The 25,876-nt window shown below is 51.5% G+C and carries 22 protein-coding genes; 8 read left to right on the forward strand and 14 right to left on the reverse strand.

The features are described from left to right. Positions 1–253 precede the first annotated feature (253 nt). Genes ACS5NO_RS03360 through ACS5NO_RS03370 form a run of 3 tightly spaced genes read right to left on the reverse strand, consistent with a single transcriptional unit; the run spans position 254 to position 3,678 of the window. Entirely contained in the window at positions 254–601 is a 348-nt protein-coding gene (locus ACS5NO_RS03360) for a hypothetical protein (protein WP_439413829.1), read from the reverse strand. Positions 602–619: 18 nt separating this feature from the next. Beyond that, complete coding sequence (locus ACS5NO_RS03365; protein ID WP_439413830.1) at positions 620–3,349, reverse strand: FtsX-like permease family protein; 2,730 nt, start codon at positions 3,347–3,349, stop codon at positions 620–622. Beyond that, positions 3,346–3,678, reverse strand: a complete 333-nt coding sequence (locus ACS5NO_RS03370; protein ID WP_439413831.1) for a PadR family transcriptional regulator — start codon at positions 3,676–3,678, stop codon at positions 3,346–3,348. Before ACS5NO_RS03370 ends, ACS5NO_RS03365 begins: the two co-directional genes overlap by 4 nt. A 240-nt stretch (positions 3,679–3,918) precedes the next feature. Between ACS5NO_RS03370 and ACS5NO_RS03375 the strand changes: the two genes are divergently transcribed. Both ACS5NO_RS03375 and ACS5NO_RS03380 read left to right on the forward strand, forming a co-directional pair. Next, complete coding sequence (locus ACS5NO_RS03375) at positions 3,919–4,917, forward strand: glycosyltransferase family 9 protein (RefSeq protein ID WP_439413832.1); 999 nt, start codon at positions 3,919–3,921, stop codon at positions 4,915–4,917. A 61-nt stretch (positions 4,918–4,978) separates the two neighbouring features. Then, entirely contained in the window at positions 4,979–5,857 is an 879-nt protein-coding gene (locus tag ACS5NO_RS03380; protein WP_439413833.1) for a mechanosensitive ion channel family protein, read from the forward strand. Here the strand turns inward: ACS5NO_RS03380 and ACS5NO_RS03385 are convergent. From ACS5NO_RS03385 to ACS5NO_RS03405, 5 genes are all read right to left on the reverse strand, one after another. Next, positions 5,851–6,684, reverse strand: a complete 834-nt coding sequence (locus tag ACS5NO_RS03385; protein WP_439413834.1) for a hypothetical protein — start codon at positions 6,682–6,684, stop codon at positions 5,851–5,853. The two genes, ACS5NO_RS03380 and ACS5NO_RS03385, sit on opposite strands and share 7 nt — an antisense overlap. Positions 6,685–6,784: 100 nt before the next feature. After that, positions 6,785–8,188, reverse strand: coding sequence for a tetratricopeptide repeat protein (locus tag ACS5NO_RS03390; protein WP_439413835.1), 1,404 nt, complete (start codon positions 8,186–8,188; stop codon positions 6,785–6,787). A gap of 182 nt (positions 8,189–8,370) precedes the next feature. Further along, complete coding sequence (locus tag ACS5NO_RS03395) at positions 8,371–9,402, reverse strand: SDR family NAD(P)-dependent oxidoreductase (RefSeq protein ID WP_439413836.1); 1,032 nt, start codon at positions 9,400–9,402, stop codon at positions 8,371–8,373. Continuing rightward, a complete protein-coding gene (locus tag ACS5NO_RS03400) occupies positions 9,383–9,880 on the reverse strand; it encodes a hypothetical protein (protein ID WP_439413837.1) in 498 nt (165 codons plus the stop codon). The genes ACS5NO_RS03395 and ACS5NO_RS03400 overlap by 20 nt, the downstream gene beginning before the upstream one ends. Then, complete coding sequence (locus ACS5NO_RS03405; protein ID WP_439413838.1) at positions 9,873–10,928, reverse strand: AAA family ATPase; 1,056 nt, start codon at positions 10,926–10,928, stop codon at positions 9,873–9,875. Before ACS5NO_RS03405 ends, ACS5NO_RS03400 begins: the two co-directional genes overlap by 8 nt. A gap of 170 nt (positions 10,929–11,098) precedes the next feature. Between ACS5NO_RS03405 and metG the strand changes: the two genes are divergently transcribed. Next, positions 11,099–13,180 carry a methionine--tRNA ligase gene (gene metG / locus ACS5NO_RS03410; protein ID WP_439413839.1) on the forward strand — a complete coding sequence of 694 codons (2,082 nt, stop codon included), beginning with the start codon at positions 11,099–11,101 and terminating at the stop codon, positions 13,178–13,180. 492 nt (positions 13,181–13,672) lie between these two features. On the opposite strand, the gene pth is transcribed toward metG, so the two are convergent. Continuing rightward, complete coding sequence (gene pth / locus ACS5NO_RS03415; RefSeq protein WP_439413840.1) at positions 13,673–14,236, reverse strand: aminoacyl-tRNA hydrolase; 564 nt, start codon at positions 14,234–14,236, stop codon at positions 13,673–13,675. 119 nt (positions 14,237–14,355) lie between these two features. Between pth and pyrR the strand changes: the two genes are divergently transcribed. From pyrR to ACS5NO_RS03430, 3 genes are read left to right on the forward strand one after another with little or no spacing between them, the layout of a single operon-like run. Next, positions 14,356–14,895, forward strand: coding sequence for a bifunctional pyr operon transcriptional regulator/uracil phosphoribosyltransferase PyrR (pyrR, locus tag ACS5NO_RS03420; protein WP_150879512.1), 540 nt, complete (start codon positions 14,356–14,358; stop codon positions 14,893–14,895). 39 nt (positions 14,896–14,934) lie between these two features. Then, positions 14,935–15,300 (forward strand): DUF1304 domain-containing protein, encoded by a 366-nt coding sequence (locus ACS5NO_RS03425; RefSeq protein WP_439413841.1) that lies wholly within the window; start codon positions 14,935–14,937, stop codon positions 15,298–15,300. A gap of 25 nt (positions 15,301–15,325) precedes the next feature. Next, positions 15,326–15,805 carry a group II truncated hemoglobin gene (locus tag ACS5NO_RS03430; RefSeq protein WP_439413842.1) on the forward strand — a complete coding sequence of 160 codons (480 nt, stop codon included), beginning with the start codon at positions 15,326–15,328 and terminating at the stop codon, positions 15,803–15,805. Between the two features lie 3 nt (positions 15,806–15,808). On the opposite strand, the gene ACS5NO_RS03435 is transcribed toward ACS5NO_RS03430, so the two are convergent. The 3 genes from ACS5NO_RS03435 to ACS5NO_RS03445 are packed head-to-tail and all read right to left on the reverse strand — an operon-like array spanning position 15,809 to position 16,921. Next, positions 15,809–16,162 carry a hypothetical protein gene (locus tag ACS5NO_RS03435; RefSeq protein WP_439413843.1) on the reverse strand — a complete coding sequence of 118 codons (354 nt, stop codon included), beginning with the start codon at positions 16,160–16,162 and terminating at the stop codon, positions 15,809–15,811. A gap of 2 nt (positions 16,163–16,164) precedes the next feature. Beyond that, positions 16,165–16,422, reverse strand: coding sequence for a hypothetical protein (locus ACS5NO_RS03440; RefSeq protein ID WP_439413844.1), 258 nt, complete (start codon positions 16,420–16,422; stop codon positions 16,165–16,167). Beyond that, positions 16,415–16,921 (reverse strand): alpha-amylase family glycosyl hydrolase, encoded by a 507-nt coding sequence (locus ACS5NO_RS03445; protein WP_439413975.1) that lies wholly within the window; start codon positions 16,919–16,921, stop codon positions 16,415–16,417. The genes ACS5NO_RS03440 and ACS5NO_RS03445 overlap by 8 nt, the downstream gene beginning before the upstream one ends. 845 nt (positions 16,922–17,766) lie before the next feature. Here ACS5NO_RS03445 and ACS5NO_RS03450 point away from each other — a divergent pair. Together ACS5NO_RS03450 and ACS5NO_RS03455 are read left to right on the forward strand one after the other, a co-directional pair. Then, positions 17,767–22,458, forward strand: coding sequence for a putative Ig domain-containing protein (locus tag ACS5NO_RS03450; RefSeq protein ID WP_439413845.1), 4,692 nt, complete (start codon positions 17,767–17,769; stop codon positions 22,456–22,458). Between the two features lie 421 nt (positions 22,459–22,879). After that, positions 22,880–23,113, forward strand: coding sequence for a hypothetical protein (locus tag ACS5NO_RS03455; protein ID WP_439413846.1), 234 nt, complete (start codon positions 22,880–22,882; stop codon positions 23,111–23,113). A 133-nt stretch (positions 23,114–23,246) separates the two neighbouring features. Here the strand turns inward: ACS5NO_RS03455 and ACS5NO_RS03460 are convergent, their stop codons facing one another. Beyond that, positions 23,247–25,205: a heparinase II/III family protein gene (locus tag ACS5NO_RS03460; RefSeq protein ID WP_439413847.1), complete on the reverse strand. Its 1,959-nt coding sequence runs from the start codon at positions 25,203–25,205 to the stop codon at positions 23,247–23,249. 268 nt (positions 25,206–25,473) lie between these two features. Further along, on the reverse strand, positions 25,474–25,830 hold the full coding sequence (locus ACS5NO_RS03465) for a LytR/AlgR family response regulator transcription factor (protein ID WP_114408088.1): 357 nt from the start codon (positions 25,828–25,830) through the stop codon (positions 25,474–25,476). Between the last annotated feature and the right edge of the window lie 46 nt (positions 25,831–25,876).

Below are 25,876 nucleotides of genomic sequence, written 5' to 3' on the forward strand. Positions count from 1 at the left end.
ATGGTCCTATTTCCGGTTTATACGGTTGAAACCGGGGGTCTACAAGATGATTCATCCCTACGGGATTTTGGTTCTGTTTCTTTCGTTCTCTACCCCCGGTTGAAACCGGGGTCTACAAGATGTTTCATCCCTACGGGATTATCGAATCCATATAAATCCCGTAGGGATGAATCATCTTGTAGCAGTGGGTTTTAACCCGCTGGAAGAGGAATTGTCGAATTCAAACGAATCCCGTAGGGATGGCCAATTATGTTTACACCGATCGAAGCCGCGCCGGTTTTACCGGCCGGAACCGGAGGACTAATCCCGTGAAAAATAAGACCACGACTCCCAAAATCGAGAGAATAACCCACGGCATTTCATGCAGCGGTGGCGACAATTCGAGGGACGTGAAGACCCGGTATTTGAGCAATTCCTTGCGCAATGCACTCATGTCCGACACATCGAATGCCCGGTTGAAATGGATTTTGCGTCCGTTCCGGGTGCCATCGATCCGGATCGAGAGCGTTTTCTCGTCGTCGCTAATGCGCATTCGCAGCGAAGATTGGGCCATGGCGACCGTGCTGATGGTTAGGAACAGGCTGATCAAAAGGAGTTTCATAGAATCTGTTGTTTGGTTTTATTCACTGCGTAAACTTTTTACCGGATTCACCAGCGCAGCTTTAATGGTCTGAAAACTGACCGTCGCCAGCGCAATCAGGATGGCGGACAGGCCAACACCGGCCAACACCCAGAAGCTGATCTGAATGCGCTCCCGGTAATTGTCGAGCCAGGCATTCATCAGAAACCAGGCAATCGGAAGGGCAATCAGCAGGGCCACCAACACCAGCTTGACAAAGTCTCGCGAAAGCACCACAATGAGGTTTGGAATGCTGGCGCCCATCACTTTCCGGATGCCGATTTCTTTCGTTCGCTGTTCGATCACCATCATTGCCACGGCAAACAGACCCAGGCAGGACAACAAAATGGCAATGCCAGCCGCCAGGCTACAGATTTTTGCCATCTGTTCTTCGTTCTGGTACCACGCGTCAACATTTTCATCCATGAACGTGCCCATAAATTCCGATTGCGGAGCCACTTCCTGCCAGACGGCTTTCAGCTTCTCCATCGAGCCCGCCAGACTTTGCGGAGTGACGCGGATAAAGATGTAGTGGATGGTTTCCGAATGAGAAAGGTGCATCGTAATGGGGCGGTTTTCATCGGCTAACGAATACAAATGGAAATCCGGAATGACGCCGATAATTTCCGATTTGGCGCCCGTCGTATCTTCATCTTCACCCATAAACAGACCAACCGGTTTGGGTTCGCCCAGCATTTTGGCCATGCTCTCGGTAATAATAATCCGGTTTACCGAATCTGTCGAATAGGAGCGGCTAAAGTCACGGCCAGCTACCGGTTTAATATTCAGGGTCTTCAAGTAATCGTAATCGACCAGCAGGATATCCGTAGCGACATCTCTTCCCTTGTATTTAAATCCGGCGGAGGTGCGTGAACTGACCCGATCGCGCCCGCGACCGATGTTGACGCTCGTGCCCGTTACGGCCAGTACCGCAGGATCGGTTGCCAGCTTGTTCCGCAACCGCCCGAGCACTTGCCGACCGTCCACCTGATTGCCGACCGGAATGCTGATGACCTGTTCTTTTTCAAAACCGAGGGGCCGGGTGCGCAGATGATCGACCTGCTGGGCGGCAATGATGGTGCAGCAGGCCAGCAAACACGACATCGCAAATTGGGTAACGATCAGCGAGTTGCGTAAAACGCCCGGCCGTTTCATCGACAGTTTGCCTTTCAGCACTTCCACGGCGTTGAACTTCGCCATTTGCCAGGCCGGATAGCCACCGGCCACGAAGGTAACGAGAACAAATACGCCGAGAATCAGGCCCAAAAAACCGGGTTTGAGCATGTATTCCAGTTTCAGTCGGGCATCGAACGTGGCGTTGAACTGCGGCATCAGCAGGTAGGTGAGGAGTATACCCGCTAAAAAACCCACCAGACAAAGCAGGGTCGATTCGCCCCAGATCTGGACAAAAAGCTGGTTTTTGAGCGCTCCCAACGATTTCCGGACGCCAACTTCCCGGGCGCGGGTAAACGCCCGGGCGATGCTCAGGTTAATAAAATTGATGCAGGCAATCAGCAGGATAAAAAAGGCCATTCCCAGCAGCGTATAAACAATGGCGATCGGGGTACCTTTTCCGCCGGATATTTCCCGGTCAAAATGCACCTTGGAAAGCTGCTGCAATCGGATGGCAAACAAATCACCCCGTTGATCGGGCTGGGCTTTTTTCTCTTTGAGGTCTTTCAGCGCACCGGCGAAGTATTTTTGGGCAAATGGTTTCAGGCGGTTTTCGAACGTAGCCTGATCGACCTGGGGCGGCAATTTTAGGTAAACCGTATAAAAATGGCCATTCCACTGTTCTTTGTTATTCTGATAGTTCGGCGCATTTTCGATTCGGACCAGGGCATCGTACTGAATCGACGAATTGTTGTAGGGGGCATCGCCGATGACGCCGGTGACGACATACTGCTTCTGATCGGCGTCGCGGCCCACCAGCACGGTTTTTCCCATCGGGTTTTCGGTGCCAAAAATGGCCGTCGCCATGTTCTCGCTGAGGACGATGCTGCTCAGGTTGCGAAGCGCGATTTCCCGGTTTCCTTTGAGGAGGGGAAATGAAAAGATTTTTAGAAAATCCTGGTCGGTGTGCAACAGCAACTTGTCGAAATACTTGCCTTTCGCTTCTACCAGGCTTTTCCGGCCGCTCATAATCCGGGTTGCGGCTTCCAGTTCGGGATAGTCGGCTTTCAGAGCTGGCACAAAGGGCAACGGCATGTTGGCACTGCGCGTCGCTTTTTCCGGATCATTCGAGAATAGATAGGTCTTGAAAATCCGGTCGCCATCCTGATGAAAGGAGTCGTAGGTCAACTGTAGATAGGACGTCAGGAACAGAAAAACGCAGATGCAGAAGGCCACCGAGAGGCCCACCACGTTGATGGCTGCGTATCCTTTGCTTTTCCAAAGGTTGCGAAAGGCGATTTTTAAATAATTACGGAGCATGTCTGGTTGCAGAAAAAAAGGTTGGCATTCGTCACGTAACGGGTATCGGTGAGCGGTTTTTGAAACCGGATCGGCAGACGGTTTGATGAAATGGGCCGTTCGTCGTTTCAGAAAATACGGTCGGCAGAATTTGATCACTTCCAACGTGTACAGCCGACGGGCTTTCCGGACGCCAAACTCGGCGACCTGATCGGCAAACTGCTCGTGCAGATCACCCAGGAGTTCTTCCTGCAAAGCGGGGGGACACAATCCCTTCAGCAAACGGTCGGCCCAGGCGGGTGGTTGGAGAGTGTTCATGCGTTCGACCAGGACGGGTTTGGAATGGATTCCCAGAGGTCGTTGCGTACCTGCCGCATCTCGCTCAAGGTTTGTTTGCCGGCTGCTGTGATGCCAAATAACCGCTTTCGGCGGCCACCCCGCGCGGCCGTGGCACCACCCAGTTCGGAGCTTACGAATCCTTTTTCTTCCAGGCGGTACAGGGCGATGTGAACACCGCTCAGGCTGATGACGCGATCCGTACGCTGCTTTAGTTCAGCCGCAATCGTCACGCCATACGCACTTCCGTCCAGCACCGCAACGGTGAGTAAAACCAGTTCTTCAAATTCGCCCAGATATGGTCTTCCCATGGTTTTTTGTATTTCCTTGTTATTTGCTAAACAAATGCCTTGCCAAACTGCCAGAATGCCTTTCTGGTTGCAATAGAGCCGGTTTTAATGGCGGGCTGAAGGAGAACTTGTCCAGAAACGGACAGCGGATGTACACAAATGGACAGAATCCGATCTCCGGTTTTTGGAATCAGGGGTTTTTAATCTAATATTGAACTGCTTAACTTGACGAGAGGTAAAGGCCATCCTGAAATTTGATAAATGAATCAACCGCCCCGGTTTCTTATTGTCCAAACCGCTTTCATTGGCGACGTCATTCTGGCGACGTCGCTGGTCGAAAAACTCCATTTCCATTTTCCTGACGCCACCATCGACTTTTTGCTTCGGAAGGGGAACGAAGGCTTATTGAAAAATAATCCGTACTTGAACGACGTACTGATTTGGGACAAAAAGAACGGTAAATACCGGGACTTGCTGCGATTGATCCGGCTCATTCGCCCCCGTCGCTACGACAAGGTGATTAACCTGCAACGTTTCGGTGCAACGGGGCTGCTAACGGCACTGTCGGGGGCCGAAGAAACCGTTGGGTTTGAGAAAAATCCGTTTTCCCGCTTTTTTACTTATGGTATCGATCATCGGATTGCGCCTGATATTCACGAGATCAACCGCAATACGGAACTGGTTAGCTGGTTTACGAATCATGCCGCACTGAAGCCAAAGTTGTATCCATCGACCGGCGATTTTGAGCGCGTAAAACCGTACCAGGCTAAACCTTACATTTGCCTGGCACCGACATCGGTCTGGTTTACGAAACAATATCCGGAAGAAAAATGGATGGACTTTCTGCGGCAATTACCGCCTTCGCTGACGGTGTATTTGCTGGGCGCTCCGTCGGACTCCGAAGCCGTGGAGCGGATTCGGCAGGGTGTCGGTAGCGAACGGGTGATGAATCTTTCCGGGAAACTGTCGTTTCTGGAATCGGCGGCTTTGATGAAAGGGGCGTTGATGAATTACGTCAACGATTCGGCCCCCCTGCATCTGGCGTCGGCGGTGAATGCCCCGACAACGGCCATTTTCTGTTCAACCATTCCGCAGTTCGGTTTTGGGCCGCTGGCCGACGATTCGCACCAGATCGAGATCGAGGAAATTCTCGACTGCCGTCCCTGCGGACTTCACGGGCGCAAAAAATGTCCGCTGGGCCATTTCCAGTGTGCCTACGGAATCCGGACGGAGCAACTGATGCAGCGACTGCCTACGTAAGTTCATTGAAACACATCCGCTTCGGTAACGGTTTCTACCCTAGTACACTTTGTCTATTGCTATGCTGAATGTAGGAGAGGTAGCGCGACTCATTTTCGAGCGTCTGGAAGGCTGGGCCAAAACCGCCGTCCTGTATGTACCGAATCTGGTGGTGGCGCTGCTGGTCATTGTCGTTTTTAATTTTGTATCCCGGTATTTCCGCAGCTTGGTGGTACGGGCTTTCGACCGGTTTAGCGATAATCTGTCGCTCATTAACCTGACCGGAACCGTCGCCCAATTGGTCGTCATGACGCTGGGTTTGTTCATTGCGCTGGACATTCTGGGTCTCGAAAAAACCGTGGCGTCGTTGCTGGCGGGGGCCGGCGTGCTGGCGCTGGCCATCGGTTTTGCGTTTCAGGACCTGACGGCCAACTTTATTTCGGGAACGATCATTGCCCTTCAGCGACCGATTGAAGTTGGCGACGTGGTGGAGACCAATGGTTTTCTGGGGAAAGTGGTCCGCATCAAACTGCGTTCGATTGTGCTGGACAATTCGGCCGGGCAAATCATCGAAATCCCAAGCAAGGATATTTTTCAGAAACCCATCACCAACTTCTCCCGCACCGGCGAACGGCGGATCGAACTGACGGCAGGGGTGTCGCACCTCGATGATTTAAGCAAAGCCCAGCGGGTGGCGATCAGCGCCGTGAAAGCCCTGCCGTTTATCCGGAAAGACAAACCGGTTGAAATGCACTACAAGGGCGTTTCGCTCGAAATGATCCAGTTTCTGGTCTGGTTCTGGATCGATCCGACGAAAGTCGACGCCACCAAAGCCCTGAGTGAAGCCATTATTGCCGTCAAAAAAGCCTTCGGCGAAAATGAGGTGCTGATGCTTTTTCCGCCCCACACCTACGACCTGAAAAAACGCGCCAGTGAGGCCGCCGGGCCGTCGAATCAATAGGTTTCGTATTCGTACTGCTCCAGAAGGGTAGAGTTTTCGGCCAGTAACCGTCTGACCGGTAGGTTGTTGTCGTAAACGTAACGGTATTCGCTAACCGTTGGTTTGGCCTGTGTCCCTGCTTCCACCTGATATGTAGAGGCCCGAATGCAGTTGTTTTTCGACCAGCTCATCTGGTCGAAAATCGGGCATTCGGCCAGGCAATACGGATTCGGTTTATTGTCGTATTCGTACACGATCCGGCGGGTGGTGGTGGTCGCGGCTGCGTTCCGTTGCAGGGGGGTGGTTGTCACGGTTTCTTCGACCAGGTTGCCATTGGCATCGTAGCGGTATTGATTGGTGGTTAGCGTAACCGGTGAGCGCCCGGCCATTTCACCCCGGGGCGGGTAGGTATACCGCTGGCGACCCACAATCTGACCGGTGGCGTTGTAGATCAGGGAGTCCGTAAAAAAGAGCGATTTTTCGGGTTTATCCAGCGAAATTCCTTTGCGGAGCAGGTAGCGTTGTTTCGAATTCAGGCGTCCTTCCCTGCTGTAGTTATACTGTTCAGAATAGCCGTAATTCCAGGGCGTTTCGGGCGTTTGGTACCGCATCGAATAGGTGGTCAGTTTGCCGCCGGTGCCGTAACTGTGCTGAAACTGACTGAGTGGTGCCTGTTCGCGGGTAAGTTCTTCTTTACTGAGTTTGCCGTCGGCATCGTAAAAAAACTGCCGGATTGTGCCATCGGGGTAGGTGATTTTCTTGAGTCGATTTTGGGCAACGGCGGGTTGGATACTGGCAAATCCGACTACTAAACTGAGAAACAAGAGGGAAAATAACGTTTTCTGCATAACGTTGAGTCTGTATTGGGTTTACGAGTCGATTGCAAAAACTATGCCCGTAAAAAAAGCCACTCTAAAAAGGGCGGCTTTTACGGCGGAATGCGCCAAATTAATTTTTACGGTACTGCTCGATAATCTTGTAGAGGGCTTTCTGTTTTTCCAGTTCCGGAAAGAAATCGAACAACAGAACGTGCTGGTCGTAGTTGAGCGTTAAAGCCGCTTCCAGACTGACGAGTGCTTCGCGGTACATACCGGCATGAATGAGGTAAATCACGGCCCGGTAGTACAAATCCGCTTCCTGCGGCAGTTCCTCGATGCCCATCTCAATGATTTCGTGGGCGCGGGTGAAATCCCCCTGATCGAACATCACGAGCGACCATTGCAGATACACATCGACGTTGGCCGGATCGGCTTCCACGGCTTTCTCAAATGCTTCGAGACTCGATATGCCATTGCCCAGCTTGTATTCGGTTTCGGCCAGAGCGAGCCAGTATTCGGCATTTTTCTCGTTCAATTTCAGGGCTTTCCGCAAAAACGGAATGGATTCGTGCCATTTGCCCAATTCACTCAGACAAACGCCAATCCCGTAGTAGCCCTCATCCCATAAACTATCGAGATGAACGGCGTCGCGGTAGCGCGTAATGGCTTCTCCGTAGCGGTTTTGTTTCTCCAGACTGGCACCCAGGTAACAATAGGTTTCGGGCGTAGCTTCCTCGTACTTCAGCGTACTGCGGTAGGCTTCTTCCGCCTTCACAAACTCGCCAAGGTTCATGTACGTATTGCCGAGATTGAAATACGCCGACGCAAAATCTTCTTTGATAATCGTCGCGTAGTCATACGCTTCGGCCGCGTCTTTATACCGGCTCAGTTTGCTGTAGGCAATACCAATGTTATACCAGGCGTTGTGCGAGTAGGGGTCGCGGTCGATGAGCTGCTGGTAATAATCCAGACTGTTTTCCAGTTCCCCGATCAAATCCAGGCAAAATGCCAGTTCGTACAGGGAATTTTCGTTGTTAATGTTGTGGTTAATTGATGTTTTATAATGCTCGATGGCCTGCTCGTATTTTCCCCAATTCTGATAGGTTTGCCCAATCTGAAAATAGATGTCGTCTTTTTCGTCGGCGGTTTCCAGCAGATCACTCAAAATCTCAACCGATTGTTCGAAATTCCCGGCGAGGTTGCTGATCGTTCCCTGCATGTATTGAATGTCCGGGTCGCTGGGATTATACAGGGCGGCTCGATCCAGCAGACCCAGGGCTTGCTCGTATTTTCCGTTTGTAGCCAGCAACTGGGCTTTATCCAGCATCAATTCCAGCGAGTAGGGGAAATTTCCGAGTCCGGCTTCGCAGGCTTTCATGGCCTTTTCGAGGTCGCCTTCTTCCATGTAATGTTCGACCATCTGCTCGTAGACATCCAGATCGAAAAATTGGTTTTCGGAGCCGTCCAGCATACTCTCAAATCGCTGTATCGAGGCCTTTATTTCGCTTTCTCTTTCCTCAAACTCTTGCTCCATATTCACTTCGTACAGGGGTTACGTATATACTATACACCACTATTCAGCGTGGAAATGTAGTAGAAATATACAACTAATAATCTATTCCGCAACTATTCGCGCAAAAAAAGGAGGCAGTGGTTTTGGGCCGGTTTTCGCATGAATTGGCGATCAGTATTTTAGATCCGATTCACGGCCAATGGTCACTGCTTCTGCTTGAAAAACACAGAAATCCGGTGAATCGTTTCGTCGGTATTGCGGTAGCGGAAAGGGAGCCTTTTTTCGATCTTCCGGCCATCGTACTGGTAATTTCCCGATGCCGACCGGGCGGTTTCGCGGGTAATTAACGGTGGCTTGCCCGTGATCCAGGAGCGGATGGCTTCGACGGGCCACAGCAACTGCGTGAGTTTGGGGGCAACGCGGTATTTCGTTCGTTTTTTGCCCATCGCATCCGCCATCTTGTCCAGAAATTCTTTATACGACAGGCTTTTTGCGCTCAGAATAAACCGTTCGGCAGTGATGGGGCTCTGCATGAGCTGAAAAACCGCTTCGGCTACATCCCGCACATCGACCAGATTGACCATCCCGGCGGGGTAGAACGGTTTTTCGTCGTAGGCATACTTGAAGAGCTGCGTGCTGCTGCGCGTCCAGTCGCCCTCGCCCAACACCAGCGACGGGTTGACCATCACCGCATCCAGCCCTTCGGCAACACCGCGCCACACTTCCAGTTCCGCCCGGTATTTGGTTTGGCCATAAAAGGAGTTTTGGGGCGACTCTTCCCAGCGTTGCGTTTCATCGATCACAGTCGCTGCGTTGGTGTTCTCGCCTTTGATCGTCGGTCGGCCGACGGCAGCCACCGAACTGACGTAGCCCAGTTTCCGAACGCGCTTCGCCAGACACAGATTGACCACATTGGCCGTTCCTTCCACATTGACTTTGTCCATGCGGTCGCGGTCTTTCGGCGAGTAGGAAATCATGGCGGCCACGTGAACCACATCGACCGTGCCGCGGGCCTGCACGGTTTGGAGCGCGTCTTCCAGCGATGGAATATCGAGAATGTCGCCTTCGAGCCAGGTGACGCGGTCCCGGATGTCATTTAATAAAGTCAGATCACTGTTGGCGCGCCGGAGAGCCGCCACGGTTCGGCCTGCGTCGAGATACCGCCGGATGATGTGGCTGCCGATAAGGCCGTTGGCGCCGGTGATGAGGGTGATATCAGGGAGTGAGGAAGTCATTCAGGATGTTTTCGAGGGTGATGAAACCGGGTGCCTGGCGGGTATGGAGGTCGGCGAGGAGTTGGAGGTAGTTAGGGTCGGTTTGGATTGATGGCGTTTTTAGCTTTTCTCCCAATAATTTGGGCTTAATGGGAAAACCGTACAAAGCTAAGTCTAGATTTACTTGCTCCGCATTCCAAATCAGGAAACTTTCAATGGCTTTATCAATGATAATGACATATTCAGCCGAGTCGGGCTTATGCATGAAGCAGGTTTTATTTTGCTCATTTAGCTTTACAAACAAATCGAAATAGCGTGGTTTAACCTTGTCATTATCAATTATTCCGACTACTACATCTGCCGATTGGATGCCTATTTGCATGTCTTTTGCCACTTCCGTACCCGCTGAATGTATAAGTAGGTTTTCATCTTTTACTAAAAACCGTATTAAGGCCGTATCAGCGTGACATTCAGGATATAATAGTACGGTCTTAGGCATTAGGCTCAAATTTATTCAGATTGAAAAACACATTGGTACTATAGTCCAGAATGTCACGGAATTCTTCTTGTGTCAACGCTTTTACTTTTGTCTGGTAATCATGGTAATACGTAATAAAAACATTCAAATCCGAGTAATCCATTTTGGCGATAAATGGATGAAGCATGTAAGGGCTGTGTGTTGAAATGAAGTATTGGTTATCTTCATCGTAAATCATTCGGTAGGCTAGTGACTGCGTATACGGCGGAAATGAGTGTACTTCTGGTTCTTCGAAGATAAGTACTGAATCCTTATTAGACTCAATGGCTGATATATAAAACATATACCGCCGGAAGGTGTCAGCTATTGAGAAGAATGGATATTGTTTGACATAGGGCCCTTCCTTTTTTTGTAGAATAAACTCCTGCTTTGCATCAAATAAAACGAGTTCCAATTGCTGCTCGGTAAACAACTTCGCAAACTCGCTCCATAAATCTTTGTTTCTCCTTACTATTTCATACAAGTTTGGCCCTCCTGGCGGAAGGAGGTATTGACTAAAAGTACTATCGAAGGTATTCAATGAAAGAAAATCATACTTTTTAACAGGACTTGTACGGTATGTATCAAAATGATCCCGCTCACCACGATTAGAAAATATACCTGCTCCAACTGTTGTTACCTTACCTTTGTTTTTGATGGTAAAACTTCTGTTGCTTGAAGAGTCGATATTGCTTCTTCTTGTAAGCATAAAAGATTTTTCAGTAGGATCTTCGAAGTAATTATCCTGTTTGAGTTCGGCGGAAAGTTGGTTTGTCGTTATTTGGATAGGGTGCTCAGGATCATTATCTGTAAATAAATCTCTCACATCCTCATACCGAATCGCTCCGCTTAAATATTTATCATCACTGTAATTCGCCCCCAGCAACCCCAGCGCTTCCAGAATATTCGATTTTCCCACATTCGGCTTGCCGATGAAGACATTGACCCGCTTGCAGTCCAGCCGCAGGTCTTTGATCGACTTGAAGTTTTTGATTTCAACCCAGTTCAGGAAATTATTCGTGCTTTCCATGGTGTTATCCAGATCCGCCCGGTGACGAGCATTTTTGTAAACATAACAACGTTTGCCGCCGATTTGCTAATTTCGCGCCAAAATTAGGTTTTCAAGTCTGCGATTTTACCAAAGGAACCCGTTCTTGTTTCTGGAGTAAACCGTAAACGAAAAACCGTAAACCGAATACCATGTCACTCGAAAACCCGCAACGCTATACCGTCACGGCGGCCCTGATTTACGCCAACGGCCCGATTCACATCGGACACATCGCCGGTTGTTACCTGCCCGCCGATATTTATGTGCGTTATCTCCGCGCAACGGGCAAAGACGTGGCCTTTATCAGCGGCACCGACGAACACGGTGTTCCGATTACCATCCGCGCTCAGAAAGAGGGCATTACCCCCCAGCAGGTGGTCGATAAATATTACGTCCAGATCAAACGCGCTTTTGAAGATTTTGGAATTTCGTTCGACCTGTACTCCCGGACGTCAAAACCGATTCACCACGAAACTTCGCGGGAATTTTTCCTGAATCTGTATCACAACGGGCATTTTACCGAAGAAGTTACCGAGCAGTACTACGACGAAACGGCGAAGCAATTTCTGGCCGACCGCTACATCGTGGGAGTCTGCCCGGTCTGTGGAAACCCCAATGCTTATGGGGACCAGTGCGAAAACTGCGGTTCGACCCTCAGCCCGACCGAACTGAAAGAGCCGCTGCGCTCGATGCTGTCGGGGGCCAAACCGGTTTTGAAAGCCACCAAAAACTGGTATCTGCCGCTGGACCGGATGCAGCCGCGCATCGAGGAATACGTTAACAGCCATCCAGAGTGGAAAACCAACGTGATGGGCCAGTGCCAGTCGTGGTTGAAAGAAGGACTGCGGCCCCGCGCCATGACCCGCGATCTCGACTGGGGCATTAAAGTGCCGCTGCCCGATACCGACGGCAAGGTGCTGTACGTCTGGTTCGATGCACCAATTGGCTACATTTCGATGACCAAAGAATGGGCCGAACAGCAGGGGAAAGATTGGGAATTGTACTGGCGCAATAAAGACACGAAACTGGTTCATTTCATCGGAAAGGACAACATCGTGTTCCACTGCATCATTTTCCCGGCGATGCTGATGCACGAGGGCAGTTACATCCTGGCTGATAATGTGCCCGCCAACGAGTTCATGAACCTGGAGGGCGACAAGATTTCGACCTCGCGGAACTGGGCGGTGTGGCTGCATGAGTACCTGGACGAACTGCCGGGCAAACAGGATGTGCTGCGCTACGTGCTGGCGGCCAATGGTCCCGAAACCAAAGACAGCGAGTTTACCTGGAAAGATTTTCAGACCCGCAACAACAGCGAACTGGTCGGGATCTTCGGCAACTTTGTGAATCGGGCGGTGGTGCTGACGCAGAAATTTTGCGATGGGAAAGTGCCGACCAAAGGCAGTTTGAACGAAACCGATCAGGCGGTTTTGACCGAACTGGCCCAGTTTCCGGACCGCATCGGCCAGGCCATCGAGCAATACCGTTTCCGCGAAGCCCTGACGTATCTGATGGATCTGGCGCGGCTGGGAAACAAATATCTGGCAGAAACGGAGCCGTGGAAAGTGGCCAAAACCGACTTACCGCGCGTCAATACCATTTTGAATATTGCTTTACAGATTTCGGCCAGTCTCAGTATTGTTTGCGAACCGTTTCTGCCTTTTACCGCCGAAAAATTACGGAAACTGCTCAATACCGACCAGATTACGCCGGAAGATGCCGTCGGATCGGCTTTTCACTGGATCAATGCGGGCAAACCGGATTTGCTGCCCCACGGCCACGCTCTGGGCGAAGCGGTTTTGCTGTTCGAGAAACTGGAAGACGATCTGATTGCCCAACAAATCACTAAACTGCACGAATCCAAACGCATGAACGAACTCGCCACCAAAACCATTCCGGAAGCCAAACCGGCGATCCAATACGATGATTTTGCCAAAATGGACATCCGCATCGGAACCATTCTGGAAGCCGAACGCGTCCCGAAAAGTGATAAACTCCTGAAACTGAAAGTGGAAGATGGCACCGGCCCGCGCCAGATTCTGAGCGGTATTGCCAAACATTTTGCCCCCGAAGCCCTCATCGGCAAGCAGGTAACGTTCCTGGCCAACCTGGCCCCCCGGAAAATGATGGGACTTGAATCGCAGGGAATGATCCTGATGGCCGAAGACCGCGACGGCAGCCTGTCGCTGATCGGGCCGGATAAAGCGGTTTGGAACGGGGGGACGGTGTCCTGAAGAAGATTATCTGAACCGCTCAGGCGGTTCAGATTGCTATAAAAAAGATAAAGCCTCCCGATCATTGCGAGAGGCTTTATACTGACTATTCCTAAACCCTTAACCTTTTCTTCTTGAATAACTTAGCTGTTTCCTTCTGTCTTTTAAATCGTACCGTCTGGCAGCTTTCTAACTTAACTACACTTAAGACGCAACAATAATTCAGAAGTAACGCAACAAAATCTTTTTATTTCAAATAAACTTAGAAATTCCTGATTTTGTTCAATTGTTCTCCCGTTGAAGAACAATGCAAATATCGCAATAAATTTTAAGAGTACAAATTTTATTTTTTAATAATAGTAATGGTAATGGGTGGTATGGTATTGATTTGTAATACGTTATAACACCGTTTCTATGCTGTTTAACCGCTATATTGAAACAATATACTACAAATTGCACAATTTAGCCAAAGGAAATTTTTATTTCAGAAATTGCAAAAATCTTTAAATAGTTCTATTTTTGGTTGAAAAAATTCATCGTGTGTGGTAGCCCGGAAGTACAAAAACTGAGCACGGCCTCACCAGCCCGGTCAAGGTGGTTTGGCAATTCCGCCAGCTCCTCCGGTGGAAACGTTCCCAAAACGAAGTCCACCTGCCTCCCTTTCGAAAAATCATTGCCAATCCCGAACCGAAGCCGGGCGTATTCCTGCGTACCCAGCACTTCATCGATGCTGCGCAGGCCGTTATGACCACCCGCCGAGCCTTTCGGTTTCAGTCGCAGCTTGCCGAAAGGTAAATCTTTGTCATCGGTGATAACCAGCAGATTTTCAGTAGGAATGCTGAACTGTTTCAGGTACGAGCTGACGGCCCGCCCACTCAGATTCATGTAGGTCGTGGGTTTGATGAGGTGGATAATTTTCCCCTTGTGACGCCATTCGGCGGTGTAGGCCAGGCGGTTGGTGGAAAAACTAAAACCGTGTTGAGCCGCCAGCCGATCCAACACCATAAAACCGGCGTTGTGACGGGTCAGCATATATTCCGGGCCAATGTTGCCCAGCCCGGCGATGAGAAATTTCATAGAAAACCGTTTTTGAGGGGTTTATCAATTGAATCCGGTTGCAAAGTTCGCAGAAACCTTTCAACAAAAAACACCTGCGGAAAAACCGAAAACTGAAAACCGACTACTATCTTTCGTTCATGAACCAAAAACGCCTTATCCTCGCCAGTCCGTTGCTGGAGATTGTTATCAGCCGGTTGTGTCAGGAACTGATTGAAAACCACCAGGATTTTGCCGAAACGGTGGTGCTGGGCATGCAGCCGCGCGGCATTTATTTTGCCGAAAGGATTGCGCGTGAACTGAGCCGGACGCTGCAGAAAGAAATACCACTGGGTTACCTGGATGCGACTTTTTACCGTGACGATTTTCGCCGGCGCGAGTCACCCTTGCGCCCCAATACAACGCATGTGCCGTTTCTGATTGAAAATAAGAAGGTCATTCTGGTCGATGATGTGATTTCGACGGGACGAATGGTGCGGGCCGCACTCGACGCGATGACGGCTTTCGGGCGGCCCCGCACGATTGAACTGCTGGTGTTGATCGATCGGCGGTACAACCGTGATCTGCCCATCAAACCCGACTACATCGGCAAGCGCGTCAACACGCTGGAGTCGCAGCGGGTGCTGGTGGAATGGACGGAGCAGGGTGCCGAAACCGACCGGATCTGGCTGATGGAGTAAACGGATGAGCTGAGCTTTGAGACTTTAAACGCGATAATTATGCTGGTTAAAATCCTGATTGGACTGGTAGCGGTGCTTCATCTCTACATCCTCTGGCTTGAAATGTTTGCCTGGACCACCCGGGGGCCGAAAGTGTTCAGGAACTTCCCGGCTCACTTATTTCCGGCAACCAAGGCCCTGGCGGCTAATCAGGGCCTGTACAATGGTTTTCTGGCAGCGGGTTTGATTTGGTCACTGCTGATCAGTGATCCGGTCTGGCACGCCAACGTGGCGCTCTTTTTCCTGTCCTGCGTGGCCGTCGCCGGGCTCTACGGAACCCTGACGGCGGATAAAAAAATCTTCTTTACCCAGGCTCTGCCAGCCTTGATTACGATCGGGCTGTTGCTGGTTCAATACGACTGGTGAAGCTGAAGCCACTGACGACACAACGATGAACGAACGCACCACCCCCACGCTAAACGACTGGCTGGGCGGCACCAACCGGCTGGAACAACTAACGACGCTCTTCTATCAGAAAGTTTTGAAGGACGAATTGCTCGAACCCGTATTCCGGCACATGTCGCCCGAACACGCCAGCCACGTTGCCCATTTTATTGGCGAAGTTTTTGGCGGACCGAAACATTACACGGAAACCGACGGCGGAAGCCACGCCAGCATGGTGGCGCATCACCTCGGAAAGCAGCTCGACGAGTCCAAACGGCGCCGGTGGATGAGCCTGCTGCTCGAAAGCGCGGATGAAATTGGCCTGCCCGACGATCCGGAGTTTCGTTCTGCCCTGCTGGGTTATCTGGAATGGGGAAGCCGGATTGCGGTGTTGAATTCGACAGCGACCGACAACCCTGTTCAGGCCGATGCGCCGATGCCGGCCTGGGGCTGGGGCGAAACCGGTGGCCCGTATGTTCCGGAGTAAGGGTCAGGTATAGATGACAAAACCGTCCGGCGGACCGGTGAGCAGAATGGCGCGACCATGGCGAACCTCCACCCGGTTCGTTGACTGAATCTGGGTGGGAAGGGTCGAATACAGGCACGTCAACAACGTTCCGAGCGGGTGGAGTTCATGGTCGATGGTTACCCAGGCGGTTTGCTCGTTGTTCGGGCCGGTATTGATGGCACAAACGGTTTCCTGCCGGTTGAAAAGCCGCGAGCAGGGGACAACAGAGCGCATTGGATCGCCAGGCAGGGTGGGGAGCCCGAAATAAATACCGTCGCCGGAAATGGGCCGCAGGTATTGCCGTCCTGTCTGCAATGTCAGGTGCTGTTTTCGCAACGTCAGAATCCGGGCGACGGCTTAAAACGTGGGGTGGTCTTCATGAAAAAAATGACGCTGGTGGCTCCGGAAAGCCCCAAAATCCCCGCCAAACAGGGCTTCCCGAATGGAAGATGCTCATCACCCTGCCCGTCGAAACCCTGTTCCGTACCGTAATAAAGGCACGGGATTCCCAGCGTGGTGGCCAGAGGTCCCACAGCGGCCAGGAGTTGCCGGCTGGCATCCGGATCGGCGCAGAACCGGGTTTTATCATTACCCATGGAATTGGAATCGTCGAAACCAGTCACGAACCGGTTTCGAAACATGCTGGTCGCGGTAGCCCATCACCGGATGGGGCATGTCTCCTTGGTGGTAGTTTGGTTGCCCGGCCTGATAGACAAACACATCGCCCACGTGATTGAGGATAATGTCAAGGATGACGTATAGACCATGCGTGTGGGCTGTTGCCACCACTTCGCGGAACGCTTCGGGCGTGCCAAACCGGGGTTCTACAGTCAGAAAATTCTGAATACCATTTCCCGTATACGTTTCCTGGGCATGGGACTGTTTTAGATCCGGACTGATCCGGACGATGGTGCTCCCCAGTCGTTTCATATAGCCCATCTTGCTTTGTAACCCTTTCAATGTTCCGCCGGCAAAACGACGCCCTGCCGCCCGCCACTTTGCTGCTTCTGACGTGGTTTGTACGGCATTGTCTGCATCGGAAGGGGTAAAAACCGGGGTCGTGCCGGAATGAACGATTTCGCCCGCATTCGACAGAAAGCCCTGTTCATGCCCATCCGAAAACCGATCCAGCAGCAGAAAATAGAGAACCTGGTCTTCCCAGGCTCCGGGTGATGGGTGGAAAGTCCGGTTGGTCAGGGCTTCAAAATGGATCTCGTTAATCTATCGGTACTGTGGCATGGTTTTTAGGAGACCTTTAAACGCTACGGGTTGGGTGGGTCCGGTTCACACCGGTTTGTGGCTGAAAATAGTCGTTTTTTTGTTCAGGTGGGCCTAAAAATCGATGCACATCAGGACAATAGAGTCGAACGATCATTCTACAATACCGGAACATTCCTTGTCGCATTTACCTTTTCTGAAACCGCCACGCGCTGGTTGCGGAGGAGATTAAGAGTCGTCCTGCCAATTCGTTTAGCGGCCGTATTTATCGGCAATTATAGCGTTATAAAATTTGCTGGTTTCACGATTTTGAGTGGCGGCTAATGAATGAAAAACCGTTCTCTAGATTTTTTTTAATGAAATAGTTGGTGTGCAAATATTTGAATTTCAGGTATTTGTACCAAAGAATAACAAAAAATTCCATTGGCACCGCTTTTGCATTATTCTTCTCGCTAGCAAATCGAGTACTAATTGTCAGACAAAAGGATTCGTAAATCCATACCTATGTCCATAGTTTAATGGCAAAGGGTGGCCTGTATGAAGTGTAAGAGAAGAAAACGGGGTATTTAGTCAAATACCCTTTTGTTGGATCACAAAATTGCTCAACGGTACTTATGATTTCAAATCTACCTGTACGCATTTGGCGTTCTCGTTTCCCTGTCCCATTTCCGAAGCATGTTTTTAAAATAGCAGTGCTTCTTGTTGCATCTTTTCAGTTTGCCATGGCTCGCCCGGCGGACACTCCGCCCCCTCATGCTGCGAAAAATGCCCGGTTTGCTCCGCCTGTGATCGATAGTCAGCGTTACCTCGGTCTGACGATTTTTAATTTTGAGACGGATGCCCGCATCGACGATGAACGCATCGAACACTCGGCCGCTACGGGCTGTAATGCCGTTGAAATCACCATCAACTGGGACCGGGTTTATCCTACGGTCGAAAGCAGCGCGAGCTGGGATGTGATCGATTCTCACATCCAGACGGCCCAACGGCTGGGTCTGAAAATTGCGCTGCGGGTCCATGTCGGTCGTGATGCCGTACGGCTTGGCGGCTTCTGGGGGCTTCATGAAACCATGCAGGCGGCCGACAGCTCCCGGAACCTGACCAAGGGAATCATCCAGTTTTCATTTTCCCACAAGCAAACCGTCGACCGGGCCAACGCTTTTGTGCTGGAAGCGGCCAACCGCTACCATTACCTCCAGGAACAGGGCCAGCTACTGTTTTTCTCAGTGGTGTCTTCGCCCGCGCTGGAGGCCGAATATTCGCCGGTTTACGATCCCCCGTCGGGCAACAAATACGTGGTTCCCTACGATTACAGCGTATCGGAACTGGAAGCGTTTCGCCAGTATCTGCAGGCTCGCTTCAGTTTGGCCCAGCTCAACCAACGCTGGGGAACCGACTTCAGTGAGTGGAGCCGCGTGCGGCCATTGCCCCACGTTCCTTCGAACCCGTATGCGTCGCACACCGGTGTTCGGGGCGAAGACTGGTATGTGTTTCGGCACCGTCAGTTGAAAGGGTTTATCGACAAGATCAACAACACTGTCAAGGGGGTCGATCCGGGCATCGTCGTTGTCAACCAGCACGGGTGCGTCTGGGACCGGCTCTCGGGCTTGCGGGCGTCGCTTGCCTTCAAAAACCTGGGCCAGTCGGTCGATGGTCTGAAGTTCAACGACGGGCCGGATTACAATCACCGGTTTTCGATGGATGTGGTTCGGACGAATCTCCGGCCGGGGGCGTTTATGATCAACGCCGTGGACGGGATGTTCCACACGTCGGTATCGACCGAGAAATATTACGAGCAAATTTCCCAGTGTTTTGAACACGGCGCCAAAATGCTGACACTGGCCAACTTTGGCGGCACGAATGCCCGGCAAAAACTGACGGATTTGATAACGATGGTGGTCAACAACGGATTATTGAACCAGCCGGTCACCCAGGTTCAAACGGTCGGGGCAGCCATTGGCTATAAGCTGTCGGATATTTTAAAGAACCATGTGATTGCCCAGGAGCGCTGGGGACAGCGGTATGCACAGAACGGAAACAAACCGGTACGGATTGAACTGGACGAAGATTTGCTTCGAAATGAAGCCCCAGTTATCAACAGCCTGCCCATTTTGAGCCAGCCCCTGGCCGACCAGTCGGCTACCGTGGGTCAACCCTTTAGCTATTCGATTGGCCAGGTTTTTACCGATACGGATGGTTCGATTGTGAGTGTCGCAGCGAGCGGTTTGCCGGAAGGCATCCAGTGGGTGAGTACAACGGGGGAATTTACGGGTACACCCACGCGGGTCGAATCGGCCATGGTGACGCTGACGGCCCGTGACAATCTGGGAGCCCAGGTCACCGGCAGCTTCCGAATGACAGTGACCGATCCCGGCGGAACCAACCAGGCTCCGGTTGCCCCGGTTGTCGCTGTCCCCCTGGGCGAAGTCGGAAAAGCCTTTTCGTACGGGTTGCCACCGTTTACCGATCCCGAATCGCAACCCCTGATTCACCGCCTTGCTGGTACGGTGCCGGGATTGACATATTCCGCAGAAACGAACACGCTGAGTGGCACACCAACCACAGTGGGCGTGTTTTCGCTGACCTATACGGCTGCCGATCCCTCCGAAGTGGTCTCTTCGGTTCCGTTGCAGGTTACCATCCGGGAAACCGCTCCGGTGGTGAAACGGACCGGGAATTTTGAAGGGTATCTCGACAAATACAACTGCGAGGGTGACATCTGGGGCTGGGTCTGGGATCGAAATCTGCCCAATACGCCCATGCCGGTGGAAGTACTCGACGGCCTGAATGTGATCGGCACCTTTACCGCCAATGTCAACCGGCCGGACCTGGTAGCGGCCAAAAAAGGCAATGGCCTACACGGGTACCAATTCCTGATTCCGGCCAGCATCAAGGACGACAAACCGCACGTCATTAGCATGAGGATCGAGAATTCGGATTATTATCTGAAGGGCTCGCCGATCACGCTGAACTGTCCGTCCAGTACGGCCCAGGTAGCGGAACCGGGCAATACGCCACCCACGGCGGTTCCAATTCCCATCCTCTATGCGTCGGTCAATGTTCCTTTTTCGTATACGATTCCGGAATTTGCGGACGATGAGAACCAGACGCTCGTTTATGCCATGTCCGGTGGCGTAGTTGGATTGACCTACAACCAGGCAAACCGTACCTTGAATGGTACACCTACCCAGGCCGGTACATTTACGGCCAGTTTGATTGTATCGGATGGTCAGGGCGGGTATACGCCCTCGCTGGTTACAGTGGTGGTTACAACGGCTCCCCAAAACCGCCCGCCGGTGGTGAGCCAAACCATTCCGGATCAAACGGCGCGCGTGGGAGAGCCCTTCGCCTTTACCTTGGCCACCGGTATTTTTACCGATCCCGATAACAACCTGAGCACTACGCAGGTGAGTGGCTTACCCGATGGACTGACCTACAACGCAGGAAGCCGCCTTATCAGCGGGACGCCAACCGCCGAGGGAGTGGTAACGGTGACGGTGAAGGCGACGGATGCATTGAGTGCAACGGCCACTACATCCTTCAGGATTACGGTCAATGCTGCACCCAAACCGGCCCCCATCCCCAATCTGCCACCGGCCATTGTTCAGGCTCCGGTCGACCAGACGGTTACCGTTGGACAAGCGTTCATTTTTCAGATTCCGCTTGAAACGTTTGCCGATTCCGACGGGACCATCACCAGCATGGCCGTCAGCGGCTTGCCCGCCAGCCTGAGTTACAACCAGAGTAACCGGACCATTACCGGAACCCTGACGGAGCCCGAAACCGCAACGATTAGTGTGACGGCCACGGACGATGATGGCGGAACCGCAACGGTTGCATTCAAATTGGTGGTTGTAGCATCGCCCTCACCGCCGGATAATCAGGCACCGCAGGTCAGCAGCCTGATTCCGAATCAAACCGCTACCGTCGGGCAGCTTTTTAGCTATACCATCGGGGCCGGGGTCTTTACGGATTCAGACGGCAGCATTTCGAAAGTGGAAATCGTGAACGGTTTGCCCAATGCGCTGACGTATACGTCCGCTACGCGGGTGATCAGCGGAACGCCTACGGCTCCCGTGACAACCACGGTGACGGTGAAGGCCACCGACAATCAGGAAGGCTTCGTGACCACTACCTTCCAGCTAACGGTGGACCCCGCTCCGGTTCCGGAAAATATTCCGCCCGTGGTGGCACAGTCCATTCCGGATCAGACCGGAACGGCCGGTCAGGCGTTTAGCTATACCATCGGAGCCGGCGTCTTTACAGATTCCGATGGCAGCATTTCGAAAGTGGAAATTGTGAGCGGTTTGCCCAGCGGGCTGACGTATACGCCCGCTACGCGGGTGATCAGCGGAATACCCACGGCACCCTCCACCACGACGGTGACGGTAACGGCGACGGATAACCGTGAAGGCTCCGTGACGACGACCTTCCGGCTGACGGTGAATGAGGCTCCGGCCAATCAATTGCCCGTTCTGGTGCGTGAACTTCCCAGCCAAACCGCAACGATCAGCATTGCCTATTCCTATACACTTGGCAAGTCGCATTTTTCGGATCCGGATGGCAGCATCACGTCGGTCGAGGTGACCAATCTGCCGAAAGGGCTTTCATACAATGCTACCACCGGTGTCATCAGCGGTGTTCCCACAACGGCACAAACCGTTACGGTAACCGTAAAGGCCATCGACAACAAGGCCGGTTCTGCAATCGTCACCTACAGCATGACGGTAAAAGAAAACATCGTCATAAAGCTTTACAAAGCCGGAAAAGGACCCGAACCGCAGAACTTCATTCAGGAATTGAACCACGAAACGGTTTTGATGGCGAATACGCTGCCGGCGATGATCAATATCTTTTTCGAAATTGAGACGAAGGTATTGAGTGTGAAATTTGAATTGAGCGGTCCTAAAAACGTCAATTTTCAGGAAAATTTCGCACCCTGGGCGCTGGTGGGCGATAATGGCGGAATTCCGCCCCTGGTTGGTATTTACATGCTGAAAGTGACGGGTTACAAAAACCCCAATGTTCAGGGCAACCAGCTCGTCACGCGACTGATTACATTCTACGTGAGGAATGTTTCCGGTAAGCGGGAAAACGCCGAAATTTCGGTGGCGAATCCCATGCCCAACGCCGAATCGGCAGTCTGGGGCGTCTATCCCAATCCGTTCCGCGATCAGATCACGGTAAACCTGCCGCTGGAATCCCAGGAACAGATCGTACCGCTGGCTCCCTATCGTTTTTCAATCGTTTCGCCGACGGGGCAGCAACTGCCGGTTTCGGACCAGGACACGCGGATTGAACCGGGCAAAGCTACCCTCAACGTGCAATCGAACGGCTTGCCGGGCGGAATGTATCTTCTCCAGATTCAGCGGGGCGAAGGATTGCTCCGTACGCTGAAAGTACTCAAGGAGTAAGTCTCCTGAGCCAATCAATTTAATAACCTGGACTAACAGAAAAGCCTGCTTCCCCTGGAGGCAGGCTTTCTATATAAGAAGGGCTTTGTATTTCGTTGTAGAAAAACCGGTGGAACCGAAAGGTATAATTAAATGTAAAACGCTGTATGTAAACGTAAAGAGTGCCGGGCCACTTTTACCGGTAGTCTTCCTTTGCAGGCCACCCACGACCGCTTCGAAATGCGCTTTGTGCTTGGGGGTGGCTGGATTCTGAAAAATAGGAAAATATATTTACGTATTTCGGTATTTGTCTGGTTTGTAACTGTATTTGATGTTTTCTAGCTTTAAAGTTTACTACCGAATAATAAATTTGATAAGTATTATTACTTAATTTATTTACGGATTATTACCTTTGAACTGTCTTACCGTAACTGTACTTTTAATGAACACGCTCAAGAACGCATCCTACCTGACGACTTCAAACCGGTCACGCAATCAATTGCAGTCCTGTAGTTTTACGAACCTGCCGCAAGCCATCGGGTGTGCGAACCAGTTTTTTATGGAAGGCCTGAACGCCCAGATTATTGCCCGCGACAATACGTCATTTCTAGTGGTTTCGCCCGAAATTGCCCGCCAAATGTTTACAAAAGGTTTTCGTTTGCTGTATGGAAACTAATACCTTGCAAATAGATTTTTAATAGTGAGAATATCAGGTTATTTGAAAGAAAAAACCAGTCAATTGACTGGTTTTTTTCTTAACTACTCTATCCATGTTACTATCTTTTGCGCTTTACCGGCCCGGATTTCGCTCAGGATTGCACAGTGATTTGATGCTGTAGTTCAACGCGTCGTTTGGCACCCAGGGTTAGATAGGCCCTGAAAACGCAGGTAGCCTGTTTCTGATACAAGCCCGCTGAATACCACCCCAGCAAGTCTGGCTGCTGCTGGCCGTTGACGACCTCGACCTGCAAAACCGGATCGATGTGCAGAACCACCAGCCGCTTCGTTTGGGGGTGCGAGAGGATAAAATGATTGCGGCCTTTGGCCCGGAACCGGATGGCCGGATGAACGTGAAAAAGAACTTCAACCGTACGAGTCCCGGTCCAACGGCTTTCAACCTGGTCATCGATCAGCAGGCGATTATTTCGTTTATCGAACTCCATCCGGCGCTGGTGTGAACACCCGAGCCGGTCATACCCGTTGTGGGAGGCAATGACTTCGTCCGAATAGTCACTGATCTCGGCTTTGTGAGTCGTAATGACATACGGATTCAGCCACCGCAGATCATCGTCCTGAAATGCCTGATTTTCGCAGTCGATACAAACCGTGTTGTGGGCGCGGGTACTGACAAAATACCGGCGCCAATCCGAAGTTGAATATTGCACATAGGTGCCGGAATCGACAAAAAAAGGCTGTCCATCGACGTGCATGACAAATGACAGCGCATCTGCATGACCGTGGGGGGGCAAGGCCGAAGGATCCAGCGTAGCTGCGTTGAAATGGACGTAAATTTCACCGGTACCGGCCTCCTGTTTACGGAGGATGTAATGCCCTTCTGCCGGGTAAAACTGGCTCCCCAGGGTCGTTTTCCGGGTCGGAACAGCCTTGAATTTCGGAAGACCCTCGTCGCCAAAAAGCAGACGGTTTTTCAGATCGAAACCGTGCGATCGTTCTTTGGACAGCGGATCGCCAAACAGAATTGCCGAAGCCGAGAGCAGCGACCGGAAATTGCCGGTCGGCGTCGGGGTATCCAGATACCACAGATACCCGCTGCCCTCATCGCCGTAGGCAGGAACATGGCCCTGTTCGTCGGGCAACTGGGCCATATACGAAAACATGTTCTCCAGTTGATGGGTATAGTGTGCGGAAAACGGATTCCCGGTGCGTATACCGGTTAGGTAGGGAAGGAGAAACAAGTCCGTAATGAAAGGAATAGAACCGGCGGTTCCTTTCGGATTGATCCCGTTGGCTCCCTGCTGGCGCTGCATTTCCTGCTCCAGACCACCCTGGGCAAACGAATGCCAGGCGAGCGATTCCGGAAACTTCCACAACGAACTGGCCACAAACAAACCTGCATAGCCGGCAATGAGCTGTTGCCCGGCAGTCGAAGGAAACGGAAGATTGTTGCGGCTATAAAGGCAGTGCTGGTAAATGATCGGGAGCCAGACCGATTCAACAAAACGCTGAAAAACCGGGTCGGTTTTTGCCAGAACAGAAGCATCCAGAATATTCCAGCAGATAAACCAGTTAATCAGCCGGATATTCACTTCCTGATTGCTGTACCAGTTGACGCCGAGCAGATAGGGGTTTGCCTTCACCCACGACGAAATGAGGGTAATGAGCCGGCTTAATTCCCGCGGGTCAGCTGTGAGCTGGTAACGCAGCGCCAGCGCCGGCAGAAAAAGGAACCGGTTGACTTCCCAGACGTATTCGACATTTCCAAAAGCCGCGTTTTGAATGTTGATTTCCTTCGCGTAAGTGAGCGGAAACCGTTTGTTGGTACTCAGGTCGAGGTGCCAGTCGATCGGATAGCGATAGTCGAGCGTCTGTTCAAAAATCTTCTGTTCGTGTAAAAAGGGAAACGCCGGAACATTACCGGAAGAGAGACCGAATATACGCTCCGGCCAGGTTGCCAGGAAAACGTTTGCTTTCCGTCCAACCAGTTGTCTGTCAGCTTGTTTCTGGAAATACTGGCGCAGCCGGAAGCCCACTTCTGCAGTCGATAAAGATCGCAGCCGGTAATAAAACCAGTGATACCGATTCAGCATTTTTACGTTACACGTTGAGTACGAATCACAATAAGCCCATTGCAAACCAACTCTGCGCAAGGTGGAGGAGCGAAGCGATGCAGGGGCCTGAAAGTCATCGGCAACGGGCCCGGTGGTGCTTCTAAACGCCCTCGCGGGCTGTTAGACAGCAACACACCAGGCCATGCCTGTCTTTCATGTTTAGCGTTGAGTAAATGGCAGTATGGAGGTCGACGACCGCTTACCGGGCATTCTCATTCGTTTCCCGACAGGCAGCATCGGCCTGTTTTCAGGAAACCAGCAGGTTGAAGAATTTTGCCAGTGTGACAATGGATTTTACTCTCCGACGGCTGACCGAAAGGCGGGTTTCGTCTGATAATTCAACCCAGCTATTGTGCATATCGTGCAAATCCATCTGAATAATATGCTCCGGATTGACCAGATGCGACCGCGAAATACGCCAGAAGGAAGGGTGATATTCCTGTTGTTCCTTCAGCGTATAACTAGAAACAAAACCGTTCTGTTTGTTGAGAAAAATACGGCTATAGTTGCTCCAGCCTTCAAAAAAGAGGATTTGTTTGGCAGAAATCGTGACAGCTCTCCCTCTGCGGTCTCTAACTTTGATACTGGTACGTGCGGTATTCATGGAAAAGTAACGATGAGTACATAGCTTTCTTAAACGTTAGCAAACA

This window comes from Larkinella fluvii, assembly GCF_051857545.1.
Taxonomy (GTDB): Bacteria; Bacteroidota; Bacteroidia; order Cytophagales; family Spirosomataceae; genus Larkinella.

Bases quoted from the DNA above. Each gene is read 5' to 3' on its own strand.
- ACS5NO_RS03360 (WP_439413829.1), bottom strand. From the start codon at position 601: ATGAAACTCCTTTTGATCAGCCTGTTCCTAACCATCAGCACGGTCGCC.
- ACS5NO_RS03365 (WP_439413830.1), bottom strand. From the start codon at position 3,349: ATGAACACTCTCCAACCACCCGCCTGGGCCGACCGTTTGCTGAAGGGA.
- ACS5NO_RS03370 (WP_439413831.1), bottom strand. From the start codon at position 3,678: ATGGGAAGACCATATCTGGGCGAATTTGAAGAACTGGTTTTACTCACC.
- ACS5NO_RS03375 (WP_439413832.1), top strand. From the start codon at position 3,919: ATGAATCAACCGCCCCGGTTTCTTATTGTCCAAACCGCTTTCATTGGC.
- ACS5NO_RS03380 (WP_439413833.1), top strand. From the start codon at position 4,979: ATGCTGAATGTAGGAGAGGTAGCGCGACTCATTTTCGAGCGTCTGGAA.
- ACS5NO_RS03385 (WP_439413834.1), bottom strand. From the start codon at position 6,684: ATGCAGAAAACGTTATTTTCCCTCTTGTTTCTCAGTTTAGTAGTCGGA.
- ACS5NO_RS03390 (WP_439413835.1), bottom strand. From the start codon at position 8,188: ATGGAGCAAGAGTTTGAGGAAAGAGAAAGCGAAATAAAGGCCTCGATA.
- ACS5NO_RS03395 (WP_439413836.1), bottom strand. From the start codon at position 9,402: ATGACTTCCTCACTCCCTGATATCACCCTCATCACCGGCGCCAACGGC.
- ACS5NO_RS03400 (WP_439413837.1), bottom strand. From the start codon at position 9,880: ATGCCTAAGACCGTACTATTATATCCTGAATGTCACGCTGATACGGCC.
- ACS5NO_RS03405 (WP_439413838.1), bottom strand. From the start codon at position 10,928: ATGGAAAGCACGAATAATTTCCTGAACTGGGTTGAAATCAAAAACTTC.
- metG (WP_439413839.1), top strand. From the start codon at position 11,099: ATGTCACTCGAAAACCCGCAACGCTATACCGTCACGGCGGCCCTGATT.
- pth (WP_439413840.1), bottom strand. From the start codon at position 14,236: ATGAAATTTCTCATCGCCGGGCTGGGCAACATTGGCCCGGAATATATG.
- pyrR (WP_150879512.1), top strand. From the start codon at position 14,356: ATGAACCAAAAACGCCTTATCCTCGCCAGTCCGTTGCTGGAGATTGTT.
- ACS5NO_RS03425 (WP_439413841.1), top strand. From the start codon at position 14,935: ATGCTGGTTAAAATCCTGATTGGACTGGTAGCGGTGCTTCATCTCTAC.
- ACS5NO_RS03430 (WP_439413842.1), top strand. From the start codon at position 15,326: ATGAACGAACGCACCACCCCCACGCTAAACGACTGGCTGGGCGGCACC.
- ACS5NO_RS03440 (WP_439413844.1), bottom strand. From the start codon at position 16,422: ATGGGTAATGATAAAACCCGGTTCTGCGCCGATCCGGATGCCAGCCGG.
- ACS5NO_RS03450 (WP_439413845.1), top strand. From the start codon at position 17,767: ATGGCTCGCCCGGCGGACACTCCGCCCCCTCATGCTGCGAAAAATGCC.
- ACS5NO_RS03455 (WP_439413846.1), top strand. From the start codon at position 22,880: ATGAACACGCTCAAGAACGCATCCTACCTGACGACTTCAAACCGGTCA.
- ACS5NO_RS03460 (WP_439413847.1), bottom strand. From the start codon at position 25,205: ATGCTGAATCGGTATCACTGGTTTTATTACCGGCTGCGATCTTTATCG.
- ACS5NO_RS03465 (WP_114408088.1), bottom strand. From the start codon at position 25,830: ATGAATACCGCACGTACCAGTATCAAAGTTAGAGACCGCAGAGGGAGA.